The following is a 13259-nucleotide window of genomic DNA, read 5'->3' on the forward strand; positions in this document are numbered from 1 at the left end:
GCATCCTCGAACGATGTCTCCGGTTTATTTTTGTGGGCTTCATTAACTAATCCTAAAAATTAAAAAAACTATCTCATAGGCAATTGCAGTTTAAATTTGACATATCGGACATTTATTTTCCTACCGGACGATTAGGGTTGTAATATTATTTTTTTTCTTTAAGGTAAAATGAACGTTGCTCAATTCGAGAATACGAAGTACTGTCGACAGGTTTGAACTGCGCTTAATACCACCATTAAATACTTCTTTGGTTGGACTGCCTTGATATTCGATTTCAATATTGTACCAGCGGCTAACCTGTCGAAGCACTTCCTGAATCGGTGCATCTCTGAAATAAATTTCGCCTTCCTTCCATGCCAGTGCAGTCTGCAAATCAGCTTCACGGACATTTATATTTCCGTCAGCAAATAAAGATTGCTGCCCGGGTTTTAAGATGATATTATCCTTTACATTATGATTGTTCAGCGGCGAAACTTTGACCGAACCCTCTTCAAGGGTGGTCACAGTACGTCCTTCGTCAGCATAGCTGTTGATGTTGAAGTGGGTTCCCAGAACCTCAACTTCCTGTTTTGCGGCCTCCACAATAAAAGGATGCTGCTTATCTTTGCTTACTTCAAAGTAGGCTTCGCCAGCTAACAGCTTTACTTTCCGCTTTCCCTGCTCTCTCAGGTTGGCAGAATACTGTAAAGTCGTAGCGGCGTTAAGCCACACTTTGGTGCCGTCAGACAGCACAATTTGATAGGTTTCCCCCTTAGCAGTTGAGAGTGTGTTTACTCTGTTATCTACACCCTCATTTGATTCGGTGACGGTATAAATTAACTCTCCATTTTTATTTTTTAAAACACTTATGCCTCCTTCGTTGGCAATATTGCCATTGGAAACTTCATTAAGCAAAATCTTCTTTCCATTGGCAAGCGTAAGCGTTGCAGCACTATGCCCGGGATTTACATCTGCAATGAATTCATCCTTTGTTTTTTGGGTATGGTAGTGCAATAGCAGGTATCCACCACCCAATAAAGTAGCGATAATGATGGCTGCATACGGAATATATTGTTTTAATAGAAGTTTTTTTGTTGGTTTTAACTTCTGCCTAAGTTTGTACTCCACTGAATCTACAATCTCATTTAATTCTATATTATCATTTACCGGAGTATCTTCTGATAAAGCATTTGCAACAAGTTCATTCAGTTCACCTTCATTACCCTGTTTCCTAAAATATTCAAGCAAGGCATCATACTCTTCCCTGTTGATATTCTTGTTCAGGTATTTAGCAAAGAGGCTTTTGATATCGTGAGAATTTTCCAAATCTTTTCTTTTTTTAATAGTATTACGGAGATGGGAGCCAAACCAATAGCTGTACTATTAAAAAAAATTAATTATTGTTATCCTGTCATAGAAAACATAAACAGGAATGAAAAAAAAGAGGGAAACGAGAACAGAAGAAATAAAACTATCCGATCAGATGATTGCAGAAGATAACCACGGCAAATGGAATAGCCTTATCATAGTTATCTCTTAGAAACCTGTTTGCTTTAGTAATATGATCATTGACCGCAGCTTCTGAAATCTGCAAGAGTCTACTGACCTCAGAATAACTTTTTCTTTCCAGCTTGCACAGAAGAAAGACTTTTTTACGCTGTTCGGGAAGTCGGTCAATTGAACGGAAAAGTTCGCTGTCTGCACTTACCTGAGATACTTCTTCAAAAGGATTGTATAGTTCGGAAATGCGGTACCATAATTCTTCAGCCAGTTTCTTATTCCTGGAAACTTCTCTAAAATAATCGTTAACAAGATTGGTAGCGATACGGTACAAGTAAGCTTCGATTGGTTTTTCAATATCAATTCCTTTTCTGTTATTCCATAATCTGATAAAAAGTTCCTGTAAAACATCCTCAACCAGATCCCCCGAATTGAGCAGTCTTAAAAGCCGATGGGCTATCTTTTTTTTATGATTTGAATATATTATTTCAAAAGCACTATAATCCCCGTCCCGCAACCTAAGTAACAGTTCTTTTTCGTTTATCTGGGAAGCGGGGTTCATAATTTGAATTAGTCAGTATTAAGTTAAAATTAATAAATTTTTCGTTTAATTAAAAGCTTAATTGCTATAAAGATGTAAATCACCTGTTCCCGTCCTTTCCTTCTGCCTCGGTTTTTTCAGGATTATAAGATTCTAAAAAAAGCTTTTCTGTAGGGACGATTTCATACCTGTCTACCGTACTCAATTGAGTGGTATCTCTATCAAAAAACAAGTATTTATCATTACAATAGAGCAATTTCACATGTGGATATTTTATCTTCATTTTGGACGTTAGATCGTTGATATTACTGATTTCACTGTAGTCCGGTTTAGTAATGATATTGTAGAAGGTTGCGAGCACAATTGAAACTGCTATAACGTATGTAGCCTTCTTACTAAAAGTCTGTAAAACTGTTTTATCTTTTTGAAGCAAGAGGATTACAGCTATATTGGCAATTATAAGATATGTGAGCTTTCCAAGCAGTTTATAGTCTTGACGGACAAATAATATACCCATCAATGCGATCAGCATAAGAATGAACGCTGACAGGAATACAAGAATCCCCCAATTTGCCTTTATATTTATCCTAGCCTGTTGATATTTCATGTTAATAAAAACACCGAGCACAAATATGGGTGCTTTGACCAATATAGATATTCCATCAATGGGGACCTGTGTTGGAGAATAATATAAAAGGAGGGTAAATGATTTTAAACAGAGTGTAGCAAATTGCTCACACCCGCCCAAAAGTGTAGGCAAGATAAGAAGCAGGGCCAGATTCTTATTGATTACTGTTGTTAGCCCTCTTGTGATGGATGGGGTCGATGTTGTTCCAGGCATTCATAAAAATTTGCTCAAAATTAGCATTCTTTCAGTATTCAGCCTAATCTGCAATCCTGGCACCTTTTTAATTTGGATCTTTGGCAAATCATAGCTGTTGGCATTAGTAACCTAACAAATTAGCAACGACTTATTCTCCAGGAAATTGGACCCTTTTTAAATTTTATATTTTGCTATATTGCATTTATGGATAATCAGCAACCTACATCTGAAGAGTTAGAGGCTTATCATAAGGTAAGCAGATATCTTGAAAGGAAAATAGATAAAGGAAAAGATGAAGATCGTTTCAGCATTCTTCCTAAACCAAAATGGCTGACGATAATTATTATAGCTGTCATAGCCATTGTAGCATTTTCCTCCTATTATGGACTTACTACTCTGCTTTTTGGGGAAGAATTTTGGATCAGATCCATAACTGGCAGTAGTGTGAAGTAGCATTCAGATCAGGGTCGAACGGATAATAAAAGAATTTACGTGATTCCAACGTTAACTATTTGCCTGATGCAACAATTCATGATTATTGCATTTTGTTTCTAGGTAATCCAATCTCATGCTCCTGTGGGTACGGTAACCTGTGGGTCATACTTACATCTTCTTTGATCCGCTGGTGTGCCTCATATTGCTTATCACTGTCATAAGCGTATCTGGGATCGGGAATCATGGGCATTTTTTCCATTTTTATAATGGTAATGGTTGGAAAGTGAAAATCTACTTCTACAGTACCCAGCAATAGATAACAGCCACCGCCCTTAAATGGGTATTTTTCGAGGCAATTGGAAAAATGTGCCGTGTCAAAATAATTGCCTTCGGCATCAATCCACGTCCCAAAGAACATTGTTCCCCTTTTGGTCGGTACATGTTTCCGTGAGATCAGATAGGCAAGCATCTTAACCTGTTTCTTATGGAATTTTGTAAGGTTATTGCCCATTACAGATCCCCTGTATTTAGTTACCAAAAGATCGAAAGGACTGCATGATACAGGGAAATCCAATAGCTCAATTTCATCAAAAGCATCCTCAAATACTTCTCTCTTAAGCTCCGGAAACTGATATTCTTTTATCGGCTCTTCGAACAGGGTCTCCATTCTTCTTTCAGGCTTGAAATCGTTGAGCAGTATTCTGGCTTCAAGCAGGAGTTCATTTTTTTGCTTTCCTGTAAACCGGAAAGCACCGATAAATATGAGGATCTGCATTGCGGCTATTCCTATCGGAATCCGTTTAACAAAGTCCCCCAGTGATCTGAAATCACCATTTCGATGCCGTTCTGCTGTAATCGATAAAGCTGTTTTTGCTTCCAACGCTTGTAGGTGCATAAACCCCAGATACACATCATTTCCGTACAGCGTCGTTTCCCAATCACTTTTGTTGACACAAGGGTTTAGGATATGGGCACCGGACATTCTTGCCTCATGAACATACACTTCAGTACGGTAAAAGCCTCCCCCATTATTGATCGCTGCAACCATGAATTCAACAGGGTAGTAAACTTTCAAATAAAGACTCTGGTAACTTTCCACCGCGTAGGATGCAGAGTGTGCTTTACAGAAAGAGTATCCGGCAAAAGACTCAATCTGGCGGTACACTTCTCTGCTCAACATTTCGGGATGTCCAAGCTTTTCGCAGGATTCAAAAAAGTGGTCTTTGACTTTTTGCAGTGCTGCAAGCGACCTTCCCTTGCCACTCATGGCCCTGCGTAAGACATCGCCATCTGTAGCTGGCAGCCCTCCAAAGTGCAACGCGATCTTGATTACATCCTCCTGATACACCATAATACCATAGGTCTCACCCAGCTGCTGCTCAAAAACCGGATGAAAATATTCGAACTGATCGGGATTATTATGGCGATATATATATTCTTTCATCATTCCGCTCTGCGCAACGCCAGGTCGGATAATCGATGATGCAGCCACCAGCACTTTATAATTATCGCATTTCAGACGTCGCAGAAGTCCACGCATGGCAGGACTTTCAATATAGAAACAACCAATGGTTTTGCCCTGGCTTAAAAATTTATTACAAAGCTGTTCGTCTTTCGAAAGGTGATTATCACGGATATCTACATCAATCCCTTTATTCTCTTTGATGAGTTTTACAGCATCATTGATCGTACCAATGCCCCGTTGGGAGAGGATATCAAATTTTTCAAGACCGATATCTTCGGCAACGTGCATATCGAACTGCACGATCGGAAAACCTTTAGGCGGCATTTCCAGTGCCGAATAATTGGTAATCGGTTCTTCAGAAATCAGGATGCCGCAGGCGTGCATACTCCTTTGGTTTGGAAACTTTTCCAACATTTTCCCATACTTATGAACCTGTTGTACAACGGAATTCTGATCATGGTTCCCAATCGGCTGCGTAGCCAGTGCGTCCAGTTCCTCTTTTGTCAGACCGAATACCTTTCCTACTTCCCTGAAAATAGATCTGTATTTGAACTCAACATTGGTACCACAAAAAGCAACATGATCCTTACCGTATTTTTTAAAAATATATTCCAGAATCATATCACGCTCCTGCCAGCTCCAATCAATATCAAAATCGGGCGGTGTTTTCCTGTTCAGGTTCAGGAACCGTTCAAAATAAAGGTCAAGTTCTATAGGACAGATATTGGTAATACCAAGGCAATAACTAATGATACTGTTAGCACCACTCCCCCTTCCAATGTGCATGAAGCCCTTTGAATTGCTATATTGAATGATATCCCAGGTGATGAGAAAATACCCGCAAAAATTAAGTTCATCAATGACCCTTAGTTCTTTTTCAACTCTTTTTTTGGCGACCTCGTCATTTAGTCCATATCTTTCTGTTAAACCCTCATAAGCCAATTGTTTAATGAGTTTCAGATCTTCTTCTTTACTACCTGTATAGTATTTTTTATTTCTTGGAGTGGAAAACTCAAATTCAAAACTACATTGCTCAAGTACATTTTGAGTATTCAGAATAATCTGTGGATATTGTTGATATTGGTTCAGTAATTCATGTAGCGGTTTTAAAATTTCATCATTTTTGCAGTAGTCATGGGGCTTAAGTTTCGAGCCTAACGTATTAAGTTCAATGGCTCTCAATACGCGATGAAGATTATACTCCCTTTTTGTTTTGAAAGTCACGGGCTGCAAAATAACCATTCTGGGGATGAGCATTTTCCATTCTTCACGGAATAACAGGTTCAGCTGATCGGGTTTCATTCCGATATATTCATTGTCAGAGAAGGTTTCAGGTATATTTTCAATTGGATAAATGGTGATTACTTTTTTAAAAACAGGATTCGTTTTGGGCAGTGGAATATTTTCACAATTAAATTCAGTCAGCAATTTGTTGATCTCCCCTATCCCGCCTGCATCTTTGGCCAATGCAATATATAGCAGTTCATTATCTTGTCTGATTTCCATGCCAACAACAGGTTTTATAGATGCTTCTTTACATAATTTTAGAAATTCATAAATAGCAGTTACGGTATTGATATCGGTCAGGCATAAAGTACTAATACCCAATTCTGAGGCAGATTGTACCAGCTCTTCTACAGAAAGTGTTCCGTAGCGAAGACTGTGGTAGCTATGGCAGTTGAGGTACATTTCTGCTGTTATCTGGGAGTGTTGTGAAAATTAAATCCGGAAGCACGTCCAACGGCATTTTTCCCAAACCTTGTTTTGATGTAATCCATCGATTGATAGAGGTTCATTATTTCCTGGGTATCTTCAAAAATATTCATCTGATATTCCCCGTGCACCAATCCTGTAAGCTTTAATCCTACTAAACGGATTCGCATCCGACGGCTGTAAATTTTGTTGAATAGTTCCAATGCATACCTGGTAATGGTATGATCTGCCGAGGTATAGCTTACACGGCATTGTTTAGTCTCGGTATCAAAATTCGAATAACGGATTTTAATCACAATGGTTGAAGTCAGCCACTTTTCTTGCCTGAGTTGATGTGCCAACTGTTCCGACATTCCGGTAATCAGGGATCTGATTCCTACAATGTCAATTGAGTCTTTTTCAAAGGTATGCTCAGAAGAAATGGATTTCCTTTCCGAATACGGTAGTACAGGCGTGTCATCAATCCCATTGGCTTTCTTCCAGATCTCTAGTCCGTTCTTTCCCAGTATTTTTTGCAGAACATCTGTCGGCATTTCTGAAAGTGTGTGAATAGTCCTGATGCCTATTCGGGACAGCAATTTATAGGTTTCCGCACCTACCATTGGGATTTTCCTAACAGACAGTGGGTTTAAAAATGGCCTGATCATCGTATCTATTATCTCCATATGACCATCGGGTTTAGCCTCCCCGGTACCGATTTTTGAAACGGTTTTATTGTTGGAAAGCGCAAAACTGATCGGAAGCCCTGTATTTTTCACCACATTCGCTGCCAGCTCCTGTGTCCATTGATAACATCCAAAAAACTTATCCATGCCCGATAGATCAAGATAAAATTCGTCTATGCTCGCCTTTTCCATTGCCGGCACTTTCTCTTCGATAATTTCGGTTACTTCGTGGGACATTCTGGAATACAAATCCATATCACCCCTAATAACTTTAGCTTCAGGACAGAGTTTCAAGGCCATTTTTATAGGCATGGCAGAGCGAACTCCAAAATATCGGCTTTCATAAGAACAGGATGCAACAACACCGCGGTCACCACCACCAATAATGATAGGCATGCCGTTTAGTTTCGAATTATTTTTCCGTTCACACGAAACAAAAAAGGTGTCTAAATCCATATGTACAATCGCTCTTTCCATCTCACTTCATTTTTACTCAACAAAATTGCTAATATATTTAGCAAAATGATTTAACTTTGTTGCTCATATTTATAGCAATGTCAATTTTATCAGAAAACTTAAGGCATCTCAGGGCACAGACTAAACTTTCTCAACAGAAAGTTGCTGATGCGCTTTTGATTTCACGGGGTGCTTATGAGAAATATGAAAGTGACCATGCACAGCCTCCAAATGATACACTGGTCAGAATATCCAGATATTTTAAGGTGAGTATAGATTTGTTATTGACGGTTGATTTAAGAAAATATCCCTTAGAAAGTTTGATGAAGCTTTCCGATAACCGAATCTTGCTTCCCATTACCGTGGACAATACGGGCGAGAATAAAATACAAATAGTTCCCTATAAAGCACAGATGGGCTATGTTAACGGGTTCAGCGATCCAGAATATATAGGTGGGCTTCAACACATTTCACTACCATTCCTTAGAAATGCTATATATCGGGGATTTCCGGCAGAAGGTGATTCGATGCCCCCCTTTAAGGACGGCACCTATATCATTGGCAGGTATGTTGAAAAAATTACAGAAATGAAAGCAGGTAAAAACTACCTGATTGTAACCCGTGGCGGTTTTGTTTATAAAAAACTGACAAGCATTGGAGAAAATTCTATCTGGGTCAAATCAGACAATACCTATTTTGAGCCTTATGAAATTTCTTCCTATGATCTTCTTCAAGTCTGGGAATACCAGTACAGCCTGCTTAAGGATTATGATATTTTGGATTTTGCCGACAATAGTGTAAAAGAGATGTTCCTTTCCTTAAAAGAAGATATTAAAAGGATTGAAAAACATATAATACAGTAAAATACCCTTTCACGGCAGAGTACTGATTCCGTATTGAAAAATAATATAAATTTGTAACACTAAAAACCATCATGTGAAACTGTCGGGTCGACATATCAACACGGAACTAGGTTCTTATGAAAACCTTGTTCGCCAATACAACCATCAGGTATTTTCCTTTATTTCTAAAAAAATACAGAATGAAGAAGATGCACTCGATGTGCTACAAAATGTCTTTATGCATCTTTGGATATACAAGAAAAGCCTGGACAGTACCAATAGCGCAAACATCATCTTTACCACATGCAGGGATAAGATCGCCGAATTCTACAGAGCTTCCAAAAAACAGCCTCTTGCTGAAAATATCTTTTCTGATTTTGCAGATACATCATTTGATGACCTAAAGTCAGTTGAAAAAAAAGACCGTTTGCTTACCGAACTTGAAAAAAGTATTGTGCTTATAATCCCTCCTTTACGCAGGAAAATATTTAAAATGCATAAGCTCGAAGGCATTACGCAGGAAAAGATTGCCCTTGAATTAGATATTCCAAAAAGCACGGTCAAATATCACATATTAGAGGCCATGACTTTTCTAAAAAACCACCATAAAACTGTTAATTAAAGTTAAACATTATTAAAAACAGTTAAATTTTACTAAAAATCACTATCCTTTTTCCCATTTCTTCAGAGTATATAATATAGCCACTGATATTATGGAAGAAAAAGACAAACAATTGCCGCGTTTTGATCTTAAAAAAGATAAAGAGATTTGGGAGGACATACTCAATAATCCTGTTAAATCGCTTACACCTGAAAAAGAAAACGTTTTTTTAGAAAACCTGTATCGTCAGATAGATACGTACGAACGAAAAAAGAAACAGAGGAGAGTAAGGATATACAGTACTGTTGCTGCAACAATTATATTGACTATAGTCGGTTTAATTGGTTATAACAACTTTTTTAAACCGGACGTTTACCTCGCCAGATCACAAAGTTCTGAAATTAAACTTGCCGATGGCTCTGTTGTCATCCTTTCACAAGGAGCTAAATTGACCGTTGAAAAATCATTTCCAGCAGATACCAGAGATGTTTTTCTTGAAGGAGATGCAGTTTTCAATGTTACCAAATCTAAAAAACATCCCTTCATCGTGCATGGTCAGGGGTATGAGACAAGGGTGCTTGGAACTGTTTTTAAAGTTTCGCAAAATGGCACTACTTTCAATGTTGACCTGTTTGAAGGAAAAGTACTGGTGTATAGAAAAGGGCATTCTAAAGAATCAATTGTATTGAAACCTCAACAGACTTTTAGCAATTTGGGAATTCCCGAAGTTGCTTCTGTTACCCAAACAATGGACAAGAAGTCTGCTCCAATAAAAGATAAATCCGCAGCCTTTACATTCGATAAATGCCCGATCAGTGATGCGGTAAAGGTTATAGAAAAAACCTATGGGATAACAATACACTATCCCGATGAGCTGGAAAATGCTAAAATTACTTTAAGCCTTCCTAATGCTACAGCTGAAGCACTTATACAATCGCTTGCAACACAGTTTAATCTAAATATAAAACAAAACAATGATTCAATTTTTGAACTGGAAAAATAGGCTATGGTGTCTGATGACACCAGCCCTAATTCCTGATAGATAGTTATAGTGATGTACAAAACGACCGACGGGTGCGACCGTCGGTCACGTACTAAACTAATAACAAAATCTTCACTGAATTACTAATTTTAATACAATGCAAAAATATGAAAAATATTTGCACACTTGTCCTATTCCTTATATTGGGAATAACGTTTCTCAACGGACAGCAACAGAACCTTTCTAAAATGAAGGTTAATTATTCCGCAGGAAAAATTTCTGCCGTGGATGCCATTAAAGATTTTCTGGTAGAAAATAAGATCAAATCCTTTGCTTATTCTCCTGATGAGCTGGAAAAATACAGAATTCAGGGGGTAAAATGCAGCAATGAAAGCGCCCTGGATTGTGCTAATAAAATCCTAAAGGGCTTACCCTTTGAGGCGCTTATCTTTAATAACGCAATTTTTATCCGACAGAAAATCCGAAAAGTATCTGCTGTTCCAGATACGGTGGAAAATGTTCCCCTAGTAGCAACACAGCAGATAAGAAAAGATACTATAGGGCTTTCTAAGAGGGAAACAAAAATCGAGGAAATTACGCTGAATGCAGGCTATTACTCCGTAAAGGACAAAGAGCGTACTGGAAGTATTTCCAAAGTTACCGCCAAAGACATCGAAAACCAGTCTGTTACCAATGTACTTTCTACTTTGCAGGGAAGAATGTCAGGAGTCAATATCACCCAAAACTCAGGAGTTCCAGGAGGTGGTTTTGACATTCAGATCAGGGGAAAGAACAGTTTGAGAACTACGGGTAATGCTCCGCTTTACATTATTGACGGTGTACCTATGGGAAGCGAAATGACCTCTCCCTATTCCGGTGTTGTATTGCCTGGTGCCAGTATCAATCCACTCAATAGTATCAATCCAAATGATATAGAAAGTTTTGAGGTTCTTAAAGATGCCGATGCCACAGCGATCTATGGGTCAAGAGGGGCTAATGGTGTTGTACTTGTCACCACTAAAAAAGGAAAATCAGGAAAGCTCGGACTAAGTTTTAGCACAACTTACGGACTCAGTCAGGTTGCATCGAAGTTGAAAATGATGAATACCGAGCAGTACTTGAATATGCGTAAGCAGGCTTTTTCTAATGACGGCATCACTATTTATCCTGCCACCGCTTATGATATCAATGGTACATGGGATATGAGCCGAGATACAGATTGGTCTAAAAAACTCATTGGAAATACAGCAACCTCATCGAATTCGCAGTTTTCACTGAGTGGAGGTAGTGAAACGACTACGTTTTTATTAAGTGTTGGACACAACGAGCAGACCACCGTGTTCGGAGAGGGTTTTAAATATAACAGCAATAACATTTCCAGTAACATTTCTCACCGTTCGTTAGATAAAAAGTTACAGTTTACTATCTCCAATATGTTCTCCATTCAGAAAAACAATATGTTGAGATCTGACATAACCCGACAATCGTATTTTTTATCCCCCAATGCTCCCAACCTCTATCGTCAGGACGGAAGCCTGAATTGGGAGAACAATACCTTTGCAAATCCCGTTGCGACTTACAACAGCACGTATTCCAATGAAAACAAACAGTTTCTTACGAACATTAATACGCAATACGAGCTATTTTCAAATTTTAGAGTTAAACTAAATGGAGGAATCAATTACCAAACCTTTGATGAGCTTGCACTGCAACCCAATACCATGTACAATCCATCATTTGCCTTGGGGCAATCGAGCGCTACTTCCAGAGCATCACAAAATAATCAGGATCGATTTTCTTTTATCATAGAACCTCAGATCAATTGGACTTATAAAACAGACCAACATGAATTTGATATTCTGGCTGGAGGAACTTTCCAGCGAGAAGTGAATCAACAAGGCACCATGACTGGTGTTGGATTTGAAAGCAATGTGTTTATAGAAAATATCGGAGCAGCCCAAACCAAAACAATTTCAGATCAGATACACTCTGAATACCGATATGCGGCAGTTTTCGGCAGATTAAACTACCAATATAGAAATAGATATATCCTGAATATTACAGGAAGAAGAGATGGCAGCAGCCGTTTTGGACCTAATAAAAGATTTGCCAATTTCGGTGCAGTTGGTGCTGCATGGTTATTTTCGAAAGAACGTTTACTTGAAGACAGCCAATGGCTGAGTTTTGGAAAACTGCGTGGTAGTTTCGGATCGGCAGGAAGCGATAATATTGGAGACTATCAGTATTTAGACACCTATACTGTTTCTTCGTCCATCTACAACGCCACTACGGGTTTACTACCTTCACGTTTGTATAATCCCGATTACAGTTGGGAAAAAACTACTAAACTCGAAACAGCCTTAGAACTGGGATTTTTCAAAGGCCGCCTCAATCTCACCGCTGCATGGTATCGTAACCATTCTTCGAATCAATTGGTGGGTATCCAGCTGCCTTCAATCACTGGGTTTACAACCGTATTGGCCAATCTACCAGCTACCGTGGAAAACACAGGCTTTGAATTAGAGCTAAATGCACGTCCTTTTAAATCAAGCGCCATTCAGTGGGAAACAGGGTTTAACATCAGTTTTCCCAAAAACAAATTGCTCGCTTTCCCGGGATTGGAAGGTTCTACTTTCGCCAACCAATATGTCATAGGACAACCTACAACCATTGTAAAGGTCTATCAACTGGAAGGGATCAATTCACAAACAGGCCAATATCAGTTTACAGACTTTAATGGAGACGGAAAAATATCGTCACCAGATGATAATAAAATTATCGAAAAAATAGGAGTACAATATTTCGGAGGTTGGAACAATACGTTGCGATATAAAAACTGGGACCTTTCTATTTTATTTCAATTTGTCAAACAGAGAAATCGAAATTATAACAACATCATGCCGGTACCTGGTAGTATGAACAATCAGCCACTGGAAGTTATGAATGTGTGGTCTGCTCAAAATCCTGATGGCTTTTATATGCCTTACAGATCAGGTACAAGTACAGCACATAATTTATTCCAGAACAGTACGGCAGCCATTTCGGATGCATCGTTCATACGTCTTAAAAATCTACAGTTGGGATTCAGCATTCCAATAAAAAATAGTGCTTTTAGGGATATAAAGATTTTTTTTCAGGGACAAAACCTTATCACCTGGACTAAATATTTCGGTATTGATCCTGAATTTACATTTATGGGCTTCCTGCCCCCGCTCAGAACCTACTCTTTTGGCGCTCAGTTTAACCTTTAAAATCCT

The 13259-nt window shown here is 38.6% G+C and carries 10 protein-coding genes; 5 read left to right on the plus strand and 5 right to left on the minus strand.

Annotation, left to right across the window (positions count from 1 at the left end; translation table 11 throughout):
• Positions 1 to 120: 120 nt before the first annotated feature.
• The 3 genes from A0O34_RS21600 to A0O34_RS21610 form a co-directional block, all read right to left on the minus strand.
• Positions 121 to 1305: a FecR family protein gene (locus A0O34_RS21600; protein WP_066759272.1), complete on the minus strand. Its 1185-nt coding sequence runs from the start codon at positions 1303 to 1305 to the stop codon at positions 121 to 123.
• Positions 1306 to 1450: 145 nt separating this feature from the next.
• Complete coding sequence (locus tag A0O34_RS21605) at positions 1451 to 2041, minus strand: RNA polymerase sigma factor (RefSeq protein WP_066759273.1); 591 nt, start codon at positions 2039 to 2041, stop codon at positions 1451 to 1453.
• Between the two features lie 79 nt (positions 2042 to 2120).
• Positions 2121 to 2861 carry a hypothetical protein gene (locus A0O34_RS21610; RefSeq protein WP_066759274.1) on the minus strand — a complete coding sequence of 247 codons (741 nt, stop codon included), beginning with the start codon at positions 2859 to 2861 and terminating at the stop codon, positions 2121 to 2123.
• Positions 2862 to 3047: 186 nt separating this feature from the next.
• On the opposite strand from A0O34_RS21610, the gene A0O34_RS21615 reads away from it, so the two are divergent.
• Positions 3048 to 3296 carry a hypothetical protein gene (locus A0O34_RS21615; RefSeq protein WP_066759275.1) on the plus strand — a complete coding sequence of 83 codons (249 nt, stop codon included), beginning with the start codon at positions 3048 to 3050 and terminating at the stop codon, positions 3294 to 3296.
• 82 nt (positions 3297 to 3378) lie between these two features.
• Here the strand turns inward: A0O34_RS21615 and A0O34_RS21620 are convergent, their stop codons facing one another.
• On the minus strand, positions 3379 to 6432 hold the full coding sequence (locus tag A0O34_RS21620; RefSeq protein ID WP_066759276.1) for a DNA polymerase III subunit alpha: 3054 nt from the start codon (positions 6430 to 6432) through the stop codon (positions 3379 to 3381).
• A gap of 8 nt (positions 6433 to 6440) precedes the next feature.
• On the minus strand, positions 6441 to 7598 hold the full coding sequence (dinB, locus tag A0O34_RS21625; RefSeq protein WP_066759277.1) for a DNA polymerase IV: 1158 nt from the start codon (positions 7596 to 7598) through the stop codon (positions 6441 to 6443).
• Positions 7599 to 7675: 77 nt separating this feature from the next.
• On the opposite strand from dinB, the gene A0O34_RS21630 reads away from it, so the two are divergent.
• From A0O34_RS21630 to A0O34_RS21645, 4 genes are all read left to right on the plus strand, one after another.
• Positions 7676 to 8440 carry an XRE family transcriptional regulator gene (locus tag A0O34_RS21630; protein ID WP_066759278.1) on the plus strand — a complete coding sequence of 255 codons (765 nt, stop codon included), beginning with the start codon at positions 7676 to 7678 and terminating at the stop codon, positions 8438 to 8440.
• Positions 8441 to 8513: 73 nt separating this feature from the next.
• Entirely contained in the window at positions 8514 to 9041 is a 528-nt protein-coding gene (locus A0O34_RS21635; protein ID WP_066759279.1) for a sigma-70 family RNA polymerase sigma factor, read from the plus strand.
• A 91-nt stretch (positions 9042 to 9132) separates the two neighbouring features.
• The gene (locus A0O34_RS21640) at positions 9133 to 10023 is read left to right on the plus strand and encodes a FecR family protein (protein ID WP_066759280.1); all 891 of its coding nucleotides are present in this window, start codon (positions 9133 to 9135) and stop codon (positions 10021 to 10023) included.
• Between the two features lie 146 nt (positions 10024 to 10169).
• Positions 10170 to 13253: a SusC/RagA family TonB-linked outer membrane protein gene (locus A0O34_RS21645; protein WP_066759281.1), complete on the plus strand. Its 3084-nt coding sequence runs from the start codon at positions 10170 to 10172 to the stop codon at positions 13251 to 13253.
• Positions 13254 to 13259 lie beyond the last annotated feature (6 nt).

Origin of the sequence: Chryseobacterium glaciei, from assembly GCF_001648155.1 — a bacterium.
Classification (GTDB): domain Bacteria; phylum Bacteroidota; class Bacteroidia; order Flavobacteriales; family Weeksellaceae; genus Chryseobacterium; species Chryseobacterium glaciei.

Excerpts from the sequence above, each read along its gene's own strand:
- A0O34_RS21605 (WP_066759273.1), bottom strand. The coding sequence starts at position 2,041 with ATGAACCCCGCTTCCCAGATAAACGAAAAAGAACTGTTACTTAGGTTG.
- A0O34_RS21610 (WP_066759274.1), bottom strand. The coding sequence starts at position 2,861 with ATGCCTGGAACAACATCGACCCCATCCATCACAAGAGGGCTAACAACA.
- A0O34_RS21615 (WP_066759275.1), top strand. The coding sequence starts at position 3,048 with ATGGATAATCAGCAACCTACATCTGAAGAGTTAGAGGCTTATCATAAG.
- A0O34_RS21620 (WP_066759276.1), bottom strand. The coding sequence starts at position 6,432 with ATGTACCTCAACTGCCATAGCTACCACAGTCTTCGCTACGGAACACTT.
- dinB (WP_066759277.1), bottom strand. The coding sequence starts at position 7,598 with ATGGAAAGAGCGATTGTACATATGGATTTAGACACCTTTTTTGTTTCG.
- A0O34_RS21630 (WP_066759278.1), top strand. The coding sequence starts at position 7,676 with ATGTCAATTTTATCAGAAAACTTAAGGCATCTCAGGGCACAGACTAAA.
- A0O34_RS21640 (WP_066759280.1), top strand. The coding sequence starts at position 9,133 with ATGGAAGAAAAAGACAAACAATTGCCGCGTTTTGATCTTAAAAAAGAT.
- A0O34_RS21645 (WP_066759281.1), top strand. The coding sequence starts at position 10,170 with ATGAAAAATATTTGCACACTTGTCCTATTCCTTATATTGGGAATAACG.